Below are 21,640 nucleotides of genomic sequence, written 5' to 3' on the forward strand. Positions count from 1 at the left end.
TTTACAATTTAAAATAGTCAATATAGTTTTGTAAATCTTTATCGCCACGACCAGATAAGTTAATCACGACAATATCATCTTCATTGAATGTCTTCTGGCTCAAAATTGCCAAAGCATGTGAGGTTTCAATGGCAGGAATAATCCCTTCTAATTTACATAATTCTAAACCAGCTGTCATAGCTTCGTCATCAGTTATTGAAATAAATTCAGCACGACCAGATTTATACAAATGCGCATGCATTGGACCAACGCCTGGGTAATCTAAACCAGCCGAAATAGAGTAAGGTTCTGTAATTTGTCCGTCATTAGTTTGCATTAATAAGGTTTTGCTTCCATGAATAATACCTTCACGTCCTAATGCAGAAGTAGCTGCACTTTCACCAGAATCTACACCTTTACCTGCAGCTTCTACTGCAATAAGTTTTACATCAGTATCTTCTAAATAATGATAAAAAGCGCCTGCGGCATTACTTCCTCCACCAACACAAGCTACGACGTAATTTGGTTTTGTGGTGCCTTCTTTGTCTTTGAGTTGCCATTGTATTTCTTCTGAAACAATAGCTTGGAAACGCGCTACCATATCTGGATAGGGATGAGGTCCAACCACACTTCCAATGATATAGTGTGTGTCAACAGGATTATTTATCCAATCTCTAATGGCTTCGTTTGTGGCATCTTTTAATGTACGACTTCCTGATAACGCAGGTCTAACTTCGGCACCAAGCATTTTCATACGCGCTACATTTGGAGCTTGACGTGCAATATCAATTTCACCCATATAAACAATACATTGAAGCCCCATTAATGCACAAACTGTTGCAGTAGCTACACCATGTTGCCCTGCACCAGTTTCGGCTATAATTCGTGTTTTGCCTAAACGTTGTGCCATTAGTATTTGTCCAATGGTATTATTGACTTTATGTGCACCTGTATGGTTTAAATCTTCACGTTTTAGGTAGATTTTTGTTTTGTGCTTTTTACTTAATCGTTTTGCGAAATAAAGTGGAGAAGGACGACCTACGTAGTCTTTAAGTAGTTGGTTAAATTCTTCTTTAAAAGAAGACTCAGCCATTATTTTGAGATAGTTTTGTCGTAATTCTTCTACATTTGGATACAGCATTTCAGGAATGTATGCACCTCCAAATTCACCATAATAGCCTTTATCGTTAATGTTGTATTTTGTTTTCATGTTCTGTTATGCTGAGCGCAGTCGAAGCATCTCAATTTTAGATTTAGTTATGTTTAGATTCCGCATCAAATGAGGAATGACAATTCTGTTTTGAATGTTTTTATTTTTTCTACGTTTTTTAATCCAGGTTCAACTTCAAATTTACTATTAACGTCAATTGCATAACATTGATTTGAAGCCTTTGTTTTTCTGAATGCTTTTAGTTTTTCAATTTCATCTAATCCAATACCTCCACTCAAGAAAAATGGCTTTGATGATGGGTAGTTTTTTAAAACATCCCAATTAAATGTGAAGCCATTACCTCCAGGTAATTTTCCCTTCGTATCAAAAAGGTAATAGTCACACACCTTTTCATAAGGCTTTAATATTGTGAAATCGAAATCTTCTTTGATACTAAAGACTTTAATGATTTCAATAGTGTCATTATTTAATTCAAGGCAATACTCAGGAGATTCTTCACCATGTAATTGAATTGCGTTAAGCTGATGAGTTAGTATTTTTTCTTTTACAAACTCCAAAGAAGGATTTACAAAAACACCAGTTTTCTTTATGGAGCCTGGTAATTTAGGAATGTCTGTTTTAATATATCTGCTTGATTTCTCATAAAATATAAAGCCCATATAATCAGGCTGCAATAGAGCTACCTCATTAATATTATCTTTATATTTCATACCACAGACTTTTAATTTCATCCTTCTAAATCGTTTATAAATTGTGCTGCACTATGTCCAGCATTATCTGTTTTCATGAAATTTTCTCCTATTAAAAATCCTTTGTAGCCATAAGGTTGTAATAATTTAATAGCATCAATATTGCTAATGCCACTTTCAGATACTTTTACAAAATCATCTGGTATTACTGCACTTAAGTCTTTACTTGTGTTTAAACTTACCTCAAATGTTTTTAAGTTTCTATTATTAACACCTAACATATCGATACTTGGCATGATTGATTTATGAAGTTCCTCTTCATTATGAACTTCAAGCAAAACATCTAATTGAAGTTCTTTAGCTAATTTTGAAAATTGAGTGATTTCATCTTTGCTTAGAATCGCAGCTATTAATAAAATCACATCTGCACCATAGGCTTTGGCTTCTATAATCTGGTAGGTGTCTATAATGAATTCTTTTCGCAATAAAGGTAAATTACAGCTAGAGCGTGCAATTAGCAAATCGTCTAAGCTACCACCAAAGTATTTGCCATCTGTAAGTACAGACATGCCACAAACGCCTGCATCTTCATAACCTTTAGCAACATCAAATACATTTAAATCATGATTAATAACCTGTTTAGAAGGTGATCGTCGTTTGTGTTCGGCTATAATACCAGTATTACTTTTTTTAAGCTTATTTGCTAATGATATGGTTTGCCGTTCAAAAAGAATGGAAGATTCTAATTGTTGTATTGGAATAAGTTCTTTTCGAAGTCTAACTTCTATGCGCTTATCATTTACTATTTTAGTTAAAATATCCATTATTTGCTTAATTCAATTAATGTTTCAAGACTCGCTTTTGCTCGCCCACTTCCTAAACTATCTTGAGCAAGATAAAAGCCTTCTTGGTGAGAAATGCCTTTAACTGTAGCGATAGCTAAACCAGCATTTGCACATACCACATTGTTTTGTGCATCAGTACCTTTTCCGTTAATGATATTCTTGAATATTTTTGCAGCTTGCTTTACTGTTGAGCCTCCGAAAATTTCAGATTGCTCTATGCGTTTTAACCCTAAATCTGTAGGACTTAACATTGTTTCGGTTGTATTTGATATAATTTTCGTGCGTCCGGTAAGAGAGATTTCATCATAACCATCCAGAGCATGAACTATGCTATAGTTTTTATCAGTATTTTGGTATAAATATCCATAAATGCGTTGTAATTCTAAATTAAAAACACCTACCATTTGATTCTTTGGAAATGATGGATTCACCATAGGACCGAGCATATTAAAAAAAGTTTTTACGCCTAGTTCTTTTCGTATTGGAGCGACATTTTTCATGGCTGGATGAAACAGAGGAGCGTGTAATACACAAATACCAGCTTTATCAATTGTATGTTTTAAAACCTCTGGGTTGTTGGAAAATCGAATTCCCATGGCTTCCATTACGTTAGAAGATCCAGATGCAGATGATACGCCATAATTTCCATGTTTAGCTACTTTTATACCTGCTCCAGCTGCAACAAATGAGGCTAAGGTTGATATATTAAATGTATCTTTTCCATCTCCTCCAGTACCACATAAATCAATAGTATTGAAATTAGATAAATCTACTGGAATGCATAGTTCAAGTAAGGCATCTCGAAATCCTTGTAACTCTTCTAGTGTTATGCTACGCATCATATAAATGGTGAGAAATGATGCAATCTGACTTTGGTTATATGCTCCTTTTGAAATATTAACCAATACGTTTTTAGCTTCATCACTAGAGATGCTTTCTTGGTTGATTAAGCGGTTTAGTATCTGTTTCATATTAATTATTCACCCAATTTTCTAAAATTTGTTTTCCATTTGGTGTTAATACCGACTCTGGATGGTACTGTACTCCTTTAACATCGTAGAACTTATGTCTTAAGGACATGATTTGTCCGTTACTATCAAAAGAGGTCGCTTCCAGATCATCAGGTAGATCATTAGCAACGACCCAAGAATGATAGCGACCAACTTCAATAGTTTTGTCCATATTATTGAACAATGATTCATCGTTAACAATAATATCTACTGATGTGGCAACACCATGATACACTTCATCTAAATTAACTAACGTGCCTCCAAAGACTTCACCAATAGCTTGTTGGCCTAAGCACACTCCTAAAATACTTTTGGTAGATGCATAGGTTTTTATAATGTCTTTTAGTAATCCTGCTTCATCTGGAATGCCTGGTCCAGGAGAGAGTACAATTTTTTCAAAGTTTGCAACTTCATCTAATGATAATTTATCATTTCGCTTAACAGTAACTTCGCAATTTAAGTCTTCTAAATAGTGAACTAAATTATACGTAAAACTGTCGTAGTTATCTATTACTAATACTTTCATGTTTATGTTCTTTCATTTCGACTGTGGTCTATGTGACAGCAGTTTTTTATTATTTTCATTTTGCGTTAAGGATTGAGGCATATGTTGAAGCTCTCCTGATGGTTACAATCAGGAAGCGACTGCCGAAAGCCTGACCCTTGTGGTAACGCCATTATTTTAAATATCTTCGGCCATTTGTATCGCTTTTGTTAAGGCGCCTAATTTATTATATACTTCTTGTAATTCGTGTTCAGGATTTGATTTTGATACTAATCCAGCACCTGCTTGCCAATGAAGTTTATGATTTTTACTCATAAATGTTCTAATCATGATTGCATGGTTGTAATTACCATTAAAATCCATAAAGCCAATAGCGCCTCCGTAAAACGCTCTGCTTGTTTTTTCATATTGCTCTATAAGTTGCATCGCCTTATGTTTTGGTGCGCCACTTAGTGTTCCTGCAGGGAAGGTGTCGGCAACAACCTGCATTGTAGCTGTGTTATCATGAACTTTTCCAGTAACTTTGCTCACCAAGTGAATGACATGGGAGAAGAATTGGGCTTCTCTATAGGTGTCAACTTGTACTTGACTTCCATGGCGACTGAGATCGTTTCGGGCTAAGTCAACTAGCATTACATGTTCAGCATTTTCTTTATCGTCTTCTGCTAATTGTTTTGCTAATTTTTGATCCTCTTCATCATTTCCTGTTCTTCGAAAAGTTCCAGCGATGGGATGGATTTCGGCTTGGCCATTATTAACCACAAGTTGCGCCTCGGGAGAACTTCCAAATATTTTGAAATTTCCGTAGTCAAAATAAAAAAGATATGGCGAAGGGTTTATGCTTCTTAATGCACGATAAACATTGAACTCATCACCTTTAAAGGCTTGCGAGAATTTCTTTGAGAGTACCAATTGGAAAACATCACCTCTAGCACAATGTTGTTTTGCGAGTTCTACATGATGTTTATACTCATCATCTGATAGGTTTGATGAAATTTCTGAATCGGTCTTAAAGTCATAAGAAGCGAAGTTTTTAGATTGTATTAATTGTAATACTTCCTGAATATTGTTATCTGTTTCAAAGCAGTGTGCAAAAATATAGGCTTCATTTTTAAAGTGATTAATTGCGATGATATTTTGATATACAGCATAAAATATATCTGGAATGTCTAGTGAATTTGGTTTTTGACTTATATCTATGTCTTCAAAATATTTAACGGCATCATAAGCTGTATACCCAAAAACCCCATTATTTATAAATTTGAAGTTGTCTTTTGAAGCTACTTTAAAACGTTGTGTGAATTTATGGATTTCTTCTGTGACCGAAATATTTGCTGCATTATTAGTTTTTGTACTGCCATCTGGATAGTTTTGCTCAATCACATCACCGTCAACTTTTATTGAAGCTATTGGATTAAAACAGATATAGGAAAAACTATTGTCATTGGCATGATAATCACTACTCTCCAATAAAATACTATTAGGGAATTTATCTCTAATTTTTAAGTAAATGCTAACAGGTGTAATAGTATCTGCTAATATTTTCTTGTAATGAGTGTATAAGCTAAATGTTTTCATTTTTTATTATTAAAAAAGGCTTGTCGTGAATGACAAGCCTTTTTGATATGTTAGTTTAAATATACCTACAGGGTTAGTTCACGACGTTTTCGTTTCGAGAGATCCACCACCAAGTATGATTTAAATTTGCGTTCATTGTTATTATAAAGTTCAAATATAGACATCAAAATTTAGTTTTCAAACTTAAATGAATAAAAATGAAAAAGATTCCCTAATTCAAGGGAACCTTTAACTCTAAATGTTGCTATTAATCAAATTTATTTAAAACTTCAATGTTACATTTAGATCAAATTCGTCATAGATAGCTTTGTCTTTAAGTCCGTCAATAAAGCTCGCAGAACCATATTTGATATCATATTTAGTTCTATCAATTTTTAAAGATGCTGTTGCTGTATTATTGGATACATTCATACTAAATGTGATTGGATGTGTTATTCCTTTGATAGTTAAATCACCAGTGACTTTATAAACGCCTTTTTTTCCATCTACATCCGTAATTCTCAACGTAGCCGTTTTATGATTTGCTGTTCCGAAGAAATCATCAGATTTTAGATGGCCTTCTAATTTTTCCTTTCCGCTACCTGCTTCTAAATCGGTAACTGTAATAGAGGTCATGTCTATAGAGAATGTTCCTCCAGCTAAATAGTTGTCTTCAAATAACAGAGCCCCTTCTGCTAAGTTGATTGTGCCTTCATGAGATCCTGTAACTTTGTGTCCCTTCCATGTGATTGTTGCATCTTTGATGTCAACTCTACCATTAACAAATGCAGTAAAAGAAGTAAATGATAATGCTAATACTAAGATACATGCTGTTTTAAAAATGTTGTTTTTCATTGTTTTTTGAGTTTAAATGTTGTTTTGGGTTTATGTTTGTAGTTTGTTTAATAAATAATTCAATTGTTGTAATTCATCAGTAGACAGTTTGTGACTTACAATATCTTCGGTTGCATTTATAAGTGGGTCTATAGTTTTAAGTATGTCAAGGCCAGCTTTGGTAATGTACACCTCAATTTTTCGTCTATTTAATTTGCACTCTGTACGTTTGACATAGTCTTTTTTTATGAGCTTATCTATAAGCCTTGTCGTATTACTCATTTTGTTTACCATACGTTCTTGAATATCTTTAAGGTTTAAAGGGTTTCCTTTTTGTCCTCTCAAAATTCTGAGAACGTTAAACTGTTCTATAGATAAATCATGAGGCTTCAAAACCGTCAACAATTCATTTTTTAACAAATTATTGCTCAAAATGATATTGATAAATGTCTGCTTTTGTAATGACAAATCTGTTTTAGTTTGAAGTCTTAATTTCAACTCTTTCATATACAATAGTTGTATATACAAATGTAGTGTTATTTCTGAGATTGAATTTTAATTTTTTGTTAAAGTTATTTAGAAGCTTTTTATGATGCTTAACTTTAAATCATGAAACATATTGTATATATCTTAATCACTAGTTTTTTAGCCTTCGGAAATGGTGCAGAATATAGCGATGACACCGATCAAAATTCTACATCTGAAGTTTTAAAAGTATTTGATTTTGAAGAACTGCAATCCTATTTAGAGGCTAAACAAACAGATAAAACTTATGTGATTAATTTTTGGGCTACATGGTGTGCACCATGTGTAAAGGAATTACCGTATTTTGAACAGCTACAAAGCAATTATTCAGGTAAAGATGTTGAGGTTATTTTAGTGAGCTTAGATTTTCCAAATCAATTAGACACAAGATTAAAACCATTTTTAAAGAAGCATGATTTAAAAAGCGAAGTCATTGTACTAGATGATGTCGATTCAAATACGTGGATTCCAAAAGTGAGTAAAGATTGGACTGGTGCAATACCAGCAACCATAATATATAATAGTAATAAAAAACGATTTTATGAGCGTTCTTTTAATTACCAAGAACTTGAATCTGAATTAAAACAATTTATTAAATAGAAAATTATGAAAACTACACTTAAAACATTAATGGCAGTATTAGCTTTTGTTAGTTTGTCTTCCTTTACTAATTATGGAGGAGGTCATGGTTATCACATTGGAGATATTGCAACAGACTTTGAATTGGAAAATATAGATGGTACAAAAGTATCTATGAAAGACTTTAAAGACGCTAAAGGATTTATCGTTGTTTTTACTTGTAATACTTGTCCGTATGCTGTTGCATATGAAGATAGAGTAGAAGCACTAAATAAAAAGTATGCAGATAAAGGTTACCCAGTAATTGCTATTATGCCAAATAATACAGACGTAAAACCTGGTGATAATATGGAAGCTATGAAGGCTCGTGCTAAAGCAAAAGGTTTTACATTTCCTTATTTGATGGACGAAGGACAGAAAGTTTACCCACAGTATGGTGCAACAAAAACACCACATGTTTATGTTTTACAAAATACGAAGAAAGGACCTCAAGTGAAATACATTGGAGCGATTGATGATAACTACCAAGATGCAAGTGCAGTTACAAAAACTTATGTTGAAGATGCTGTAGATGCACTAATTGATGGTAAAGAAGTGCCATTAGCTAAAACAAGAGCTATTGGATGTTCTATAAAAGTATAATGGTATAGTTACTTCAAAATTTAACATATCCGAAGTGTAACACTTCGGATTTTTTTTCGTCTTTATAAAAAATATCAGAAGGAAAAGTTAAATTTGCATGATTATTGATGTATAAAAAATATGGCTGATTTAACACAACAAGAATGGGCATCGCAATTAGCTGCCGATGACAATGCAGTAATTTTAGATGTAAGAACTCCAGAAGAAGTAGCACTTGGTTTTATACCAAATGCTATTGCTATTGATATTTATAAAGGTCAGGGGTTTATTGATGACATTGAAGAATTAGATGTATCAAAAAATTATTATGTGTATTGTAGATCTGGTGCACGAAGTGCTCAGGCCTGTAGTGTTATGAATCAGTTAGGTTTTGAAAACACGTATAATCTAATTGGAGGCTTCACCGAGTGGTCTGGTGAAACGTCCATGTAAACAATCAATCAAAAATGAAAAACAAGCTACTCATCTATTGTTTTGTACTATTTGCTTTTGCATATAGTTGCAAAGAAGAACCACAAAGTGAAATTAAAATGGTGTCTCCAGAAGAGATGCAATCACTTTTAGAACTTGAAGACATTCAACTTGTCGATGTAAGAACTCCAGAAGAACGTAAATTAGGATATATTGAACATTCGCAGAATATCGATATAACATCTCCTACGTTTGAAGAAGACTTAGTGAAATTAGACAAGTCTAAGCCAGTTGTTGTGTATTGCAAATCTGGAAATCGAAGTGCAAAATGCTCAGAAAAATTAAAAGATGCTGGTTTTGTTAAAATCTACGACCTTGAAGGTGGATTTGAAAAATGGAAATTTAAAGGTCTCAATATTAAAACTATTGAGTAAGACAAAATAAACCAAAAAAAACCGAACATAATGTTCGGTTTTTTTATATCTACATTTTTCGTTTCGTAATCATATCTTAAACCTATAGAATAATCCTTTAGATTTTTATAAATTAGCGTCTTTCAAAACCTAACGTGATCTAATGAAACAATTAATTCTTTCACTTTGTAGTATTTTAGTGTTTTCAATCAGCGCTAAAGCACAAGTATTTGAACCTGTAAAATGGGAAACTTCTGTCGAAAAGATTTCAGATACCGAATATGATTTAATTTCTATTGCTACTGTAGATGGTGGATGGCATTTGTATTCTCAAAATGTTCCTGATGATGGGCCAATTCCAACAACTTTTCTTTATAAAGCTAATGCAGATTATGAGTTGATAGGAACAACTTCTGAGGAGGATGGACATGTGGTAGATGATCCCGTGTTTCAAATGAAAATTAAATTCTTTGAAGATAAAGCCGAATTTAGACAGCGTATTAAAATATTAAATCAGGAATTATCAGTTGTTGAAGGTGAAGTAGAATACATGGCTTGTGATGATGAAAAATGTCTGCCTCCTGATTATGTAGAATTAAAATTTAATTTAAACGGAAATGAGAGTTCTAATGATGAATCTCAAATTTTAGAACCCGTGAAATGGGAAGCTTCGGTAGAAAAAATTTCAGACACCGATTATGTTTTAGTGTCTAAAGCTAAAGTTGATAAAGGCTGGCACTTATATTCTCAAAACGTTCCAGATGATGGACCAATCCCAACAACATTTGAATATACTTTACCTGAAGGTGTTACTCTGGTTGGAACAACTTCTGAAGAAAAAGGTATCACGATTGACGATAAAGTCTTTCAAATGAAAGTTAAGTATTTTGAAGATACTGCCGAGTTTAGGCAGCGTATCAAAGTTGAAAATAAAAATATATCTAGCATTGCATCTGAAGTAGGTTTTATGGCTTGTGATGATGAGAAATGTTTAACACCATCTTATCTAGATTTAGAATATGATTTAACCAAAAGTGTAAACGCTAAAAATTTTGATGAGGCAGAATCTGGAGAAGATGAACGAGAAACTCGAGGATTATGGTCTATTTTTCTTGTTGCATTTTTATCTGGATTTGTTGCGCTTTTGACTCCTTGCGTATTTCCAATGATTCCAATGACTGTGAGTTTCTTTATAAAACAAAGTCAGTCTAAAGCAAAAGGAATCAGAAATGCAATTATTTATGGCTTGTCAATAATCATTATATATGTATTATTAGGAACAATTATTACCGCTATTTTTGGAGCTGATGCTTTAAATGCTTTGGCAACAAATGTGTGGTTTAATTTAATTTTCTTCGCATTATTAGTCGTATTTGCGATCTCGTTTTTGGGTGCTTTTGAAATTGTATTACCAAATTCTTGGGCAAATAAGGCCGACCGTCAAGCAGATAGAGGTGGACTTATTGGAATCTTTTTTATGGCATTGGCTTTAGCCATTGTGTCGTTTTCTTGTACTGGTCCAATTGTGGGAACAATTTTAGTAGAGGCAGCATCTAAAGGAGGAATTGCCCCTGTGATTGGTATGCTAGGGTTTTCGACAGCGATTGCTCTCCCTTTTGCTTTGTTTGCAGCTTTCCCAGGTTGGTTAAATTCGTTACCAAAATCTGGAGGTTGGTTAAATACTGTGAAAGTTGTACTTGGATTTTTAGAATTAGCATTGGCGTTTAAATTTCTATCGCAAGCCGATTTAGTGTTGCAATTACATTTCTTAGAACGCGAAGTCTTTATCGCCATATGGATTGCCATTTTTGGTGCGTTGTCTCTATACCTCCTTGGGAAAATCCAATTACCACATGATTCGCCATTAAAGCACATTTCTGTAGGTAGATTATTATTAGGTTTATTGACATTGTCATTTACAATCTATATGATTCCTGGATTGTGGGGAGCACCACTTAATTTAATTAGTGCATTTCCACCGCCATTAGATTACAGTGAATCTCCTTACGGTGTAGGTAATTCTAAAGGTGGAGGAGGATCAAGCTCAGCCAATCATTCTGATTTGCCTGATGGAGGGCATCTGTTAGCACCTCACGATATTTTAGCATTTAATGATTATGATAAAGGTTTGGCTTACGCTAAGGAAGTTAATAAACCAGTGATGATCGATTTTACAGGATGGGCTTGTGTTAATTGTCGTAAAATGGAACAGAATGTATGGGTGAAACCAGAGGTGTTGTCTAAATTGAAAAACGATGTTGTTTTAATTTCGTTATATGTAGATGATAAACGTAAACTTGCTGATAACGAAATCACCGATTCTAAATTGAAACCAGGTAAGAAACTCAAATATATTGGTCAGAAATGGAGTGAACTTCAAACGATTAAGTATAAAACCAATACCCAACCTTTCTATGTACTTATGGATCATGATGAAAATAATCTCATCAAACCTGTAGGTTATACACCAGATGCTGAAGAATATATTGAGTGGTTAAGTAAAGGAATAGGAAGTTTTAAATAAGGCTTATACAATCTTATTGAATGTTTCCATGAATTGAAGCGTCAGGTTAATTATTTTTCCTGGACATTCTTCTTGAATGAAATGTTTGGCTTCAATCTGATAAATATTAGATTCAGAAATTTTAAGAGATTGCACAACTTCTGTGCGTTGTGGTTCCCATTTCAGAAATTCATCATACTTCCCCCAAATCACTAAAACAGGTAGGTCTAGTGTTGAAATTAAGTTTGAATAGTCAGGTAAATTATGACAAGTTTTAGAAAAGAAATAATACATACCTTTAATTTTTCCTTGTAACAAAGGTGTTTTATAGCCTTCAATTGCTTTGGTTGATAAGTTATTGTGTAATAAGCCTGATTTAAATAGACCTTTCATCAATATGCCATTGGTGAGTCTATTAGAATATAAACTGATTATAAATTTTGTAGCAAAATTATTGCCAAAACGCATTGGTGGCGTAAACCCAGATTTCAAAATAATTGTATTCAAAATTACGAGTTGTTTTATAGCTTTTGGTTGTAGTTTCAGTAATTCCCAAGTCCATAGACCACCAGCATCGTGAAACATATGAGTCCACTCTTTTATTTTTAAATGCTGCATGAGTTTGAGTAAGCGTTCGGCTTGCAATTTTTCATGGTATTTATCGTAGCCTTTTGGGGCGTCGCTAGAACCAAAACCAAACATATCTGGGACTATAATACGATATCCTTTTGAAATAAGTTCAGGAAATATATGACGATACAACCAACCAGATGTAGGTACGCCATGTAATAACATAATTGGAGTTCCTTGACCCTCATCGATAAATGCCAGTTTGCCTTCCGGTAAGCTTAAAAATTGCTGCTTTGATTTAAATTCAGAATAGGTCATTTACTCATGTTTAAAAGTTCTTTTAGTTTTAAGTCGATACGCAATAAGGCATTGTTGGGATCAGATCCAAAAATGGATTGTACTATTTCACCATCTTTGTTGAGTAAAATCCAATGAGGAGTGCCTCCAGCTTCAAAAGATTTAAACGTGTCGTCATGGTTCTTATCACTGTAATAGGGGAAACGGATATAGAACTCATCTTTTGCTTGTTTAAGTTCTTCATTCGAATAAACTTTACCTTCGAATCTTGAATGTATTCCGATAATATGTATTGGCGTATTTTCATAAACCAATTTATTTGCAAACGGAATTGCTCTGCCTTTGCATCCAGGGCATCCTAAGTAGAAGAATAAGATAAGTAATGGTTTACCTTGAAGATTTTCAAGTTTTGGAATATCATCACCAAAAATAGAGACGAGTGATAAGTCATTTTTACTCATGATTTTATTAGTTATTAGAATCAATGTTACTAATCGGTGTTTTTTATCATTTAATAATGCTATTCCAAACGTTATTTCGTTTTGCAACTGCCTTAATATAACTACAAATTGCAATGGCATTATAACCTTCTTCGGTAAGTTTCTCAAAAGTTTTTTCAACAAGTACTTTTCCTATTCCTTTTCCTCTCAGATTGTATGGTACTTCTGAATGGACAAGATACATGGTATTTTCGTTTAGTTTGTATTCTACTTTTGCTAATTCGCCATTTATATCTAAGATAAATCTCGCATTGTCTTTATCGTGCTCAATATCCAATATTTGTGGAATTAGTTTGTTTATCCATTTATGTAATTCTCTTTTGTCTGGATTTCTAAGTTTCTTTTTTCCTATGGTAATTGTTGGAAAATTGAGTTTGCCATTCTCATAAAGATTACGAAGTTCTTCTGCATGTTCTTCATGTTGTTCGACGTCTAAAAAATGATAAGGTAATCCTATCTTATCTAATATGATTTGGTAATAACGTGTTTTGTGGCAACCACTGGCGCCATACAATTTTATTGTTGGTATAGCTTTCATATCATATCGTTTTTAAAAAATCAATGGCAGCATCAGGATTTAAATGAAAGTCACTAAATACTACATTATCGTGCTTATCAATAAAAATAAACCAAGGTGTTCCACCAGTTTGGTAGTTGGTCATAATGTTTGAGCGTGATTTGCCATCATTTCCTGCATCGTGACCAAATGGAATTTTTAAATCATATTGTTTTTGAGTGGCTACCATTTTATCATAAGTATTAGATTGATAGCCTTCGAAAACAGTTTGTATTGCCATAAATGCTATGTTATCATTATCCTTTAGTGCGTTTACCATTTTTTTTAAATCTGGTAATCCTTTACTATGACAACCTGGACACCAACTCTGAAAACAATATACAATTTTAAACTTTCCTTTATAATCTGAAAGTTTAATAGGAATTGTTTTGTTTCCGTTACGATCAATCCATTGATTGACATTGAATTCTGGTGCTCTATATTTTTGTTGTTTTGTATGGTTTGACATTTGTTGTTCTTTCTTTTAAATGTTGCAATACGCTCCTAGACAATTCGTTTTCAGAATTGCCATAGTGAGCATTTATAGATGTAATTTGATTAAGCGCTTTTAAGCTTATCAGCATGAAGTTGACGCAACTTCATCAGTTTTGGTGTAATGACAAAACTGCAATAGCCTTGTGATTGATTGTTTTTATAATAATCCTGATGAGCTGCTTCGGCTTCATAAAACGTTACAGCTTCAGAAACTTCAGTAACTATTGGGTCTTCATAATATTGAGCCAAGGCTTTAATCACCATTTCAGCATCATTCTTTTGAGATTCATTATGATAATAAATTACAGAACGATATTGAGTTCCCCGATCAGCACCTTGTCTGTTTAGTGTGGTGGGATCGTGGGTTGTCATAAAAATGACAAGGATATCCTCGTAAGAAATGATATCAGCATCAAAGGTAACTTGTATAACTTCGGCATGACCTGTTAAGCCAGAACAGACCTCTCTATATGTTGGTCTTCCCGGCACATTTCCGCCAGAATATCCAGAGACTACCTTTTCTACACCGTTTACTTCTTGGAATACAGCTTCTGTACACCAAAAACAGCCACCACCAATAGTAGCAATTTGTAAATTTTTAGTTGTCATTAATTTGTCTCCTTTATTTTAGAATCTAATTGCATAGATTCAGAATTAATACAATAACGCAATCTGCTAGGTTCAGGTCCATCAGGAAAAACATGTCCTAGATGTCCGTCACATGTATTACACATTACTTCAACGCGAACCATACCAAAAGAAGCATCTCTTTCATACTTTATCGCATTGGGTTGAATAGGTTGAGTGAAACTTGGCCAACCTGATCCAGATTCAAATTTAATAGTCGAATCAAACAATGGTGTATCACAACAAATACAATTGTATTGTCCTTCATCATAAATACTACACAAAGCACCACTATGAGGGCGTTCTGTTCCTTTTTGTCGTGTAATTCTAAATTGTTCTGGAGTTAATTGTTCGCGCCACTCGGCGTCTGTTTTTTCTACTCTCCGGTCTGGAGTAGGGTTTCCTTTTACTGTGAAGTTAATGACTTCTTTCCAAGTTAACATTGTTATTGGTCCTTTCTGTTTTTAATTAATATTACCACTAAAATTAACTTAATCTATTGGTCGCATTTTAAATGGATTCCTTACAGTTTATTGGTTTAATATCCTAAAGTTACGAGATATATTACTAAACTAAAGTCTGTTTTTTTAGTTGCCTCGTATATTAAGAGTAAGATTACCAATTTAAATCCTATTTATGACATTTACATTAAAGTCGATCTGGCTAAAACGTATTCTGAAAATTTTCTTGGCGGGAATTATATTATTGACTTTATTTTGGTTTTCAGTATATGTAGGACTTTGGGGTGCACTACCTTCTAAAAATGACTTAAAAGACATCAAACAAGCTGAGGCAACAGTGCTATTGGATGCCAATGATAAGCTGTTGGGGAAGTATTTTATTTTTGATCGTCAAATAGTAACCTATGAGGATCTTCCAAAGCATTTAGTAGATGCACTAGTTGCTACTGAAGATGCGCGTTTTTATGAACATGATGGTGTTGATTATAGAAGTTTTATACGCGTATTCTTTAAGTCTATTCTTATGCAAGATAATTCTTCGGGAGGCGGAAGTACGATAAGTCAACAATTAGTTAAAAATATTTATGGAAGAGAGAATCATGGTTGGTTTTCAATGCCTGTAAATAAGATTAAAGAAATGATTGTTGCCAAACGCTTTGAAAGTATTTATTCTAAAGAAGAGATCATTACGCTCTATCTGAATACTGTACCATTTAGTGAGAATGTCTTCGGAATAGAAAGTGCTTCGCAACGTTTTTTTAATACTAAAACAAAGGATTTAGATTTAGCACAATCAGCCACTTTAGTTGGAACTCTAAAGGCAACTCATGGATTTAATCCAAGGCTGTTTCCGGAGCGAAGTCAATTACGCCGTGATGTGGTTTTGCATCAGATGGCAGCGAATGGTTATATTGATGAAGAAGTTAGAAAAGCTACTAGCAATATCCCTTTAGAAACAAACTATAGAAAATTTAACCATACAGATGGTGTTGCTCCATATTTTCGGGAGAAAATACGTTTAGAAGTCAAAGAAATTTTGGATAGCTTAAATGCATCTCATACTGGAGAATATGATCTATATAAGGATGGATTAAAAATTTACACAACTCTAGATTTAGATATGCAAAAATATGCTGAAATAGCTATGCAGCAGCATATGAAGTCTTTACAAAAGCAATTTGAAAAGGCTTATGGACAAAACGCCCCATGGATTAAAAATAAGTCTTTAATTGATAGCCGTATTAAAGAATTGAAACTTTACAAAAGACTTAAAAAAGACCAATGGAGTGATAAAAAAATTATGGATAGTATTAATGCCAAAGGACGATATAAAATATTTTCATGGGATGATATGGAGATTCAAGACATGTCTATGAAAGATAGTTTGATTCAATCTATGAAGTTTTTAAATGCAGGTTTTGTTGCAGTAGACCCTAATTCTGGTGCAATTAAAGCTTATGTTGGTGGTATTAATTTTGAACATTTTAAGTACGACCATGTATCTACCTCAAAACGACAAGTAGGATCAACTTTTAAACCAATTGTTTACACAACAGCTTTAGAGCAAGGTATTTCTCCGTGTACTTATTATCCTGTTAAAGAAATAACCTATTCAAATCAAAAAGGGTGGACTCCAACAAATAATGGGAAAGAAGAATCAGATAGACACCTTAATTATTCTATTGAGAAAGCAATAAGTGAGTCGGTTAATACCATTGCGGTTAAAGTGTTAGAAGATGTAGGTATTCAGCCAGTTATTGAACAGGCAGAAAAAATGGGTATTAGGTCAAAATTGCCAGAAGTGCCTTCACTGGCTTTAGGAACCGCAGAATTAAGTATGTTAGAGTTAATTGGAGCTTACACAAGTTATGCCAATGATGGACACGCCTCAACACCTTATTATATCACCAAAATTGAAAATAAATCTGGACATGTGATTTATAAGGCAAAGACAAATACACAATCGCCAAAAGCTTTTTCTGAGGAAACGAGACAAGCCATGATAGAAATGATGAAATCAACAATCAATTCTGGAACGGCTAATCGTATACGTTTGCGTTATGGTCTTCAAAATGATTTGGCAGGTAAGACTGGAACTACTCAAAATAATAAAGATGGTTGGTTTGTTGGGATAAGCCCAAAATTAGTTATGTTATCTTGGGTTGGTCATGATGATCACCGTATTGGTTTTAGTAGTACTTCCATAGGACAGGGAGCAAATTCGGCATTGCCTATTACGGCTTTGTTTTTAAAACAGTTAAATCAAAACAAACAATTTAATAGTATTACTAAAGCAAAGTTCGAGTTGCCTTCAGAAACTGTAAAAGAGGCATTGGCTTGTAAAGCAGAAAAACGTGATGGGTTTCTTAAACGGCTATTCAAAAAAGATAGAAAAGAACGTGACTTTGATGAGTCTTCAGAAGGGAAGAAGAAAAAGGGGTTGTTTGGGTTTTTAAAACAAAAGGAAAAAAAGGAAAATTGATAAAAACCTTTCTTTAGAAAAGCTTTTATCAATATGCTTTGGAAGTAGTATTAATGGTTGTCAATGACATAACCTTTTGGGATTGTAACCCCTTTTTTTATTACTACAATTCCATCTTTTATAAAATACATATCGGTTTCTGTATCTTCTAAGTGTTTGCCACCATTAATTCGAACATCATCAGCAATGCGACAATTCTTATCAATTATGGCGTTCTTTATAAAGCAACGTTCGCCAATCCCTAAAAGCACTTTTATCTTATTTTTTTCAATGTTTTCTAGAGTTTCGTAATGATCTGTTCCCATCATGTAAGTATTAATAACAGTAGATTCTTTTCCAATCCTTGAACGGATACCAATAACCGATTTTTCAATTTTTGCAGCTCCAATGATACAGCCTTCAGCAATTACAGATCTAACTAATGTTGTTCCTGCAATTTTTGTAGTTGGAAGCATTCTAGCTCTAGTATAGATACGTTTTTTCTTATCGTACAAATCAAACTCTGGAATGTCTGCAGTTAGTCCAATATTAGCTTCAAAGAACGAATCAATATTTCCGATATCTGTCCAATATCCTTCGTATTGATAACTTACGGTTTTATGCTTTTCAATACTTTGTGGTATAATTTCTTTTCCAAAATCATTAGTATCGGGATTTTTCATTAATTCTGTCAATAACTCTCTATTGAAAATATAAATTCCCATAGATGCCAGATAATGTCTGCCTTGATGTTTCATGTCTTCGCTAACCTCTGAAGTCCAATCTGGTAATAATTTGGTGTCTGGTTTTTCGATAAACGATCTAACGACATTTTGGTCATCTGCTTTCATAATTCCAAAAGATGTAGCGTCTTTTGCATTGACAGGAATTGTGGCTATTGATATTTCAGCATTGCTTTTTTCGTGTGCGTCAATCATTTGTTTATAATCCATTTGATATAATTGATCGCCAGATAGAATTAAAAAATATTTAAAATCATGTCTTAAAAAGTGATGCATACTTTGCCTAACAGCATCTGCCGTACCTTGGAACCATGTTTTGTTTTGAGGAGTTTGCTCTGCGGCTAAGACATCGACAAAAGCTGAACTGAAAAAGCTGAAGTGATAAGTGTTTTTTATATGACGATTTAACGACGCAGAATTAAATTGGGTTAACACAAACATGCGCTTAATTTCTGAATTGATACAATTCGAAATAGGAATATCAACCAGTCTATATTTACCAGCAATTGGAACGGCTGGTTTTGAACGCTCGGCAGTTAATGGGTATAGTCTTGAACCTTGTCCGCCACCTAAAATTATTGCTAGTGCATCATTATTAATCATGATTATTTATATTACAGATTGGTATAAGTCTTTTACTTGTTGTGCTATGGCTTTCCAGTCGAAATGATCTTCAACACGTTGTCTGCCTTTAAGAGCCATTTTTTTTCTTAGGTCTAAATTACTAATTAATTGATTGATACCATCGGCTAAATCTTTAGAAAACTGCTCAGGATTAATAGGTTCAAAAGGAGCTTCTTGTTGTTGTTCAATTGGAATTAATAATCCGGTTTCATTATGAACGACCACTTCTTTTATCCCTCCAACAGCACTTGCTACAACTGCAGTATCACAGGCCATCGCTTCTATGTTGATAATTCCGAAAGGTTCATAAATTGAAGGGCAACAAAACACGTCTGCATGCGAATAGAATTGAATGATGTCTTTTTTACTTAACATTTCAGAAATCCATATCACATTATCGCGTTCACTTTGAATTTCGGCAACACGATCTTGCATCTCTTTTTCAATCTCTTTAGTGTCTGGTGCTCCTGCACATAAAACAATTTGCGTGTCTTTATCAATATATTTTATTGCATTAATCAAATGAATGATTCCTTTTTGTCTTGTTATTCTTCCAACAAAAAGGACATAGGGTTTAGACTTATCAACACTATAACGTTCTAGAGCTGAAGCATCAGCTGTGGTTTGATATTCTTCTAAATTGATACCATTGTAAATTACTTTTATGTTGTCTTCTTGAACATTAAAGTGAGTCATGACATCAGTTTTAGTTTCTTCTGAAACCGCTATTATGGCATCGGCCATTTCAATCGCAGTTTTCTCAATCCATGATGACGCATCATAGCCTTTCCCTAATTGTTCTCTTTTCCATGGACGTAATGGTTCTAAAGAATGAGTAGTTACGACTAAAGGCGTTCCGTAACACAGTTTAGCAATAATCCCTGCAAATTGAGCATACCATGTATGGCAATGAACAACATCGGCATCAAAATGTCCAGTATTCATTCGGATACAGGTTTCCATAAATTTGAAAATGGGCTTCAGGTTCTCCTTAGAATTAGAAAGATCTAATACATTAGAAGAGAATCCTTTAACACTTAAGTTTTCTGATTGGCTATCCTGATCACCTTCACATCTTACTTCAACTTCCATAAGATTAGCGAGCTCACTAGCTAAATATTCAACATGAACACCAGCACCTCCATAAACATAAGGAGGGAATTCTCTTGTGTAAAAAACGACTTTCATTATGAGGGATTAAATTTTGTTAAAGGTCGTGATTTTTAGGGGATTAAAACGTGTTTGTAATCTAAAAACACTAGATTTTGGTGATATTTATCAAGTTCTTAATGAAGCATGTTGATTTATGTGAATTGTTTAAAAAGACTCCTTGAAATGATTCAATGAATTTAAATATTCTCATTTAAGTGAAGTGGTTCTAACCAAATTACCTTGGATTATTCCTATAAATAGTCCAAGATAATATGAGTCTCTTCCTTTTAATAAAGTAAAAGGATGTTAATTATTCTAGTTTTAAACCTGTTTTGTCTTTAAATCGGCCTGTAATAAGCCAACCTCCAAAATCTTCTGAAACTGCCATTAATAATTCATTTTTGCCTTTTTTTAGATTTAAATAAATGGCATCAAATAGTCCTATTGTACCCAAATATCGATAATCTCGAGAACGCCATTTGTTAGTGCCTTTATAAATGGGTTTTCCATTTAAAATGGTTACAACTCTATCACTATAACCAAATTCAAATAATTTAAGTTGATCTTTATCAGAATGAATTATGATTTTAGCAAAAACAGTATTTCCAGGCGTGCCATCACGTAATACTTGAACTCTTGAAATATTAGCAGCAACACCTTCTTCAAGGTAAATTTGTCTTCCCCATGTTCTATTCTTAATCGTAGTCTGTAATGCGTCATTATCTTCAAGTGATTTTTCTTCAAACATGTCCGAGACTTCCCATTCTTGTATTAACCCTTCAATTGGCTTATTTTTAATAGGATTGAAGTCTGTAAGCTCGTAATCATTTTTGTTCACTTTGATATCAGCGATATGTAATGGCACGCGACCTCCTCTAATCATTAAGCCTCCAGATTTTGGTTCGTGAAATAAATACCAAGACAGATTAGGTTTTTCGGCATAATCTAAAAACACTTGAGCCTTATCATTATTAACAACAACTTTTACATGTGTCCAATCATCATATTTATAATCATAGACAAACGAATATTTTGGACCGAAATAAAACTGAAATGGGGTGATGCCATTAGTTGCAGGAGCTGCTTGGTTGCAGTCTTCTAACCCAGATAAGTGCGTCCTAACAAACCATTGTTCTCCATTATTAAAGGTTTTGTCTGCTCTAAAAAAGACACCTGGATACATGCGTTCTTCATTAAGGAATAAATCAAATTCTATTGTGCCATTAAAAAATTGAGCGTCTTTTAAAATAAGTGCACCTTGATCAATGTAAATGGCATTTTTACCTTTGTATCGCATTAATTCATAAGACTTTGCCTGAATGTTCCAATGTGTAGTATCTAAAGGAATGATGTTTTGTGCCTGACTTGATGGTATGCAGAAAAATAAAAGGCATAAACTGTTTAAGAATGTTGTTTTTATTGACATAAGAGTTGTTTTTTGTTAAATGTCTTAAAAGATTGATGTAGAGACGAAAACAAGTTCGTACAAAT

The 21,640-nt window shown here is 33.6% G+C and carries 23 protein-coding genes; 6 read left to right on the forward strand and 17 right to left on the reverse strand.

Translation table 11 applies throughout. The features are described 5' to 3' along the window. Position 1 precedes the first annotated feature (1 nt). The 8 genes from trpB to ACTU6T_RS10405 form a co-directional block, all read right to left on the reverse strand. Positions 2-1,189, reverse strand: coding sequence for a tryptophan synthase subunit beta (gene trpB, locus ACTU6T_RS10370; protein ID WP_460218135.1), 1,188 nt, complete (start codon positions 1,187-1,189; stop codon positions 2-4). Positions 1,190-1,254: 65 nt separating this feature from the next. Continuing rightward, the gene (locus tag ACTU6T_RS10375; protein ID WP_460218136.1) at positions 1,255-1,881 is read right to left on the reverse strand and encodes a phosphoribosylanthranilate isomerase; all 627 of its coding nucleotides are present in this window, start codon (positions 1,879-1,881) and stop codon (positions 1,255-1,257) included. Next, on the reverse strand, positions 1,878-2,663 hold the full coding sequence (trpC, locus tag ACTU6T_RS10380; RefSeq protein ID WP_460218137.1) for an indole-3-glycerol phosphate synthase TrpC: 786 nt from the start codon (positions 2,661-2,663) through the stop codon (positions 1,878-1,880). The genes ACTU6T_RS10375 and trpC overlap by 4 nt, the downstream gene beginning before the upstream one ends. Then, on the reverse strand, positions 2,663-3,655 hold the full coding sequence (gene trpD, locus ACTU6T_RS10385; protein ID WP_460218138.1) for an anthranilate phosphoribosyltransferase: 993 nt from the start codon (positions 3,653-3,655) through the stop codon (positions 2,663-2,665). Before trpD ends, trpC begins: the two co-directional genes overlap by 1 nt. 1 nt (position 3,656) lies before the next feature. Beyond that, positions 3,657-4,220: an anthranilate synthase component II gene (locus tag ACTU6T_RS10390; RefSeq protein ID WP_460218139.1), complete on the reverse strand. Its 564-nt coding sequence runs from the start codon at positions 4,218-4,220 to the stop codon at positions 3,657-3,659. 156 nt (positions 4,221-4,376) lie between these two features. Further along, entirely contained in the window at positions 4,377-5,777 is a 1,401-nt protein-coding gene (locus ACTU6T_RS10395) for an anthranilate synthase component I family protein (RefSeq protein WP_460218140.1), read from the reverse strand. Positions 5,778-6,038: 261 nt separating this feature from the next. Continuing rightward, positions 6,039-6,611, reverse strand: a complete 573-nt coding sequence (locus ACTU6T_RS10400) for a YceI family protein (RefSeq protein ID WP_460218141.1) — start codon at positions 6,609-6,611, stop codon at positions 6,039-6,041. Between the two features lie 30 nt (positions 6,612-6,641). Further along, positions 6,642-7,097: a MarR family winged helix-turn-helix transcriptional regulator gene (locus ACTU6T_RS10405; protein WP_460218142.1), complete on the reverse strand. Its 456-nt coding sequence runs from the start codon at positions 7,095-7,097 to the stop codon at positions 6,642-6,644. A gap of 102 nt (positions 7,098-7,199) precedes the next feature. Here ACTU6T_RS10405 and ACTU6T_RS10410 point away from each other — a divergent pair, with 102 nt between their 5' ends. From ACTU6T_RS10410 to ACTU6T_RS10430, 5 genes are all read left to right on the forward strand, one after another. Beyond that, the gene (locus ACTU6T_RS10410) at positions 7,200-7,715 is read left to right on the forward strand and encodes a TlpA family protein disulfide reductase (protein ID WP_460218143.1); all 516 of its coding nucleotides are present in this window, start codon (positions 7,200-7,202) and stop codon (positions 7,713-7,715) included. A 6-nt stretch (positions 7,716-7,721) separates the two neighbouring features. Further along, positions 7,722-8,336 (forward strand): thioredoxin family protein, encoded by a 615-nt coding sequence (locus ACTU6T_RS10415; protein ID WP_460218144.1) that lies wholly within the window; start codon positions 7,722-7,724, stop codon positions 8,334-8,336. A 120-nt stretch (positions 8,337-8,456) separates the two neighbouring features. Continuing rightward, positions 8,457-8,768 carry a rhodanese-like domain-containing protein gene (locus ACTU6T_RS10420; RefSeq protein WP_460218145.1) on the forward strand — a complete coding sequence of 104 codons (312 nt, stop codon included), beginning with the start codon at positions 8,457-8,459 and terminating at the stop codon, positions 8,766-8,768. A 14-nt stretch (positions 8,769-8,782) separates the two neighbouring features. Then, positions 8,783-9,181 carry a rhodanese-like domain-containing protein gene (locus ACTU6T_RS10425; protein ID WP_460218146.1) on the forward strand — a complete coding sequence of 133 codons (399 nt, stop codon included), beginning with the start codon at positions 8,783-8,785 and terminating at the stop codon, positions 9,179-9,181. 142 nt (positions 9,182-9,323) lie between these two features. Then, positions 9,324-11,684: a protein-disulfide reductase DsbD family protein gene (locus ACTU6T_RS10430; RefSeq protein WP_460218147.1), complete on the forward strand. Its 2,361-nt coding sequence runs from the start codon at positions 9,324-9,326 to the stop codon at positions 11,682-11,684. Between the two features lie 3 nt (positions 11,685-11,687). On the opposite strand, the gene ACTU6T_RS10435 is transcribed toward ACTU6T_RS10430, so the two are convergent. The 6 genes from ACTU6T_RS10435 to msrB all read right to left on the reverse strand — a co-directional run bounded on the left by ACTU6T_RS10435 (position 11,688) and on the right by msrB (position 15,151). Then, the gene (locus ACTU6T_RS10435; protein ID WP_460218148.1) at positions 11,688-12,551 is read right to left on the reverse strand and encodes an alpha/beta fold hydrolase; all 864 of its coding nucleotides are present in this window, start codon (positions 12,549-12,551) and stop codon (positions 11,688-11,690) included. Beyond that, positions 12,548-12,991, reverse strand: coding sequence for a peroxiredoxin family protein (locus ACTU6T_RS10440; protein ID WP_460218149.1), 444 nt, complete (start codon positions 12,989-12,991; stop codon positions 12,548-12,550). Before ACTU6T_RS10440 ends, ACTU6T_RS10435 begins: the two co-directional genes overlap by 4 nt. A gap of 46 nt (positions 12,992-13,037) precedes the next feature. Beyond that, positions 13,038-13,568 carry an N-acetyltransferase gene (locus ACTU6T_RS10445; RefSeq protein WP_460218150.1) on the reverse strand — a complete coding sequence of 177 codons (531 nt, stop codon included), beginning with the start codon at positions 13,566-13,568 and terminating at the stop codon, positions 13,038-13,040. Between the two features lies 1 nt (position 13,569). Then, positions 13,570-14,055 carry a peroxiredoxin family protein gene (locus tag ACTU6T_RS10450; RefSeq protein ID WP_460218151.1) on the reverse strand — a complete coding sequence of 162 codons (486 nt, stop codon included), beginning with the start codon at positions 14,053-14,055 and terminating at the stop codon, positions 13,570-13,572. An 89-nt stretch (positions 14,056-14,144) separates the two neighbouring features. Continuing rightward, positions 14,145-14,690: a peptide-methionine (S)-S-oxide reductase MsrA gene (gene msrA / locus ACTU6T_RS10455; protein WP_460218152.1), complete on the reverse strand. Its 546-nt coding sequence runs from the start codon at positions 14,688-14,690 to the stop codon at positions 14,145-14,147. Then, entirely contained in the window at positions 14,690-15,151 is a 462-nt protein-coding gene (gene msrB / locus ACTU6T_RS10460) for a peptide-methionine (R)-S-oxide reductase MsrB (protein ID WP_460218153.1), read from the reverse strand. Before msrB ends, msrA begins: the two co-directional genes overlap by 1 nt. Positions 15,152-15,344: 193 nt before the next feature. On the opposite strand from msrB, the gene ACTU6T_RS10465 reads away from it, so the two are divergent. After that, on the forward strand, positions 15,345-17,651 hold the full coding sequence (locus ACTU6T_RS10465; RefSeq protein ID WP_460218154.1) for a transglycosylase domain-containing protein: 2,307 nt from the start codon (positions 15,345-15,347) through the stop codon (positions 17,649-17,651). A gap of 50 nt (positions 17,652-17,701) precedes the next feature. Here the strand turns inward: ACTU6T_RS10465 and ACTU6T_RS10470 are convergent, their stop codons facing one another. The 3 genes from ACTU6T_RS10470 to ACTU6T_RS10480 form a co-directional block, all read right to left on the reverse strand. After that, the gene (locus ACTU6T_RS10470; protein WP_460218155.1) at positions 17,702-18,976 is read right to left on the reverse strand and encodes a glucose-1-phosphate adenylyltransferase; all 1,275 of its coding nucleotides are present in this window, start codon (positions 18,974-18,976) and stop codon (positions 17,702-17,704) included. 6 nt (positions 18,977-18,982) lie between these two features. After that, positions 18,983-20,185: a glycogen synthase gene (gene glgA / locus ACTU6T_RS10475; protein WP_460218156.1), complete on the reverse strand. Its 1,203-nt coding sequence runs from the start codon at positions 20,183-20,185 to the stop codon at positions 18,983-18,985. 274 nt (positions 20,186-20,459) lie between these two features. Continuing rightward, positions 20,460-21,575 (reverse strand): hypothetical protein, encoded by a 1,116-nt coding sequence (locus tag ACTU6T_RS10480; protein WP_460218157.1) that lies wholly within the window; start codon positions 21,573-21,575, stop codon positions 20,460-20,462. Between the last annotated feature and the right edge of the window lie 65 nt (positions 21,576-21,640).

The organism is Psychroserpens citreus, from assembly GCF_055686305.1.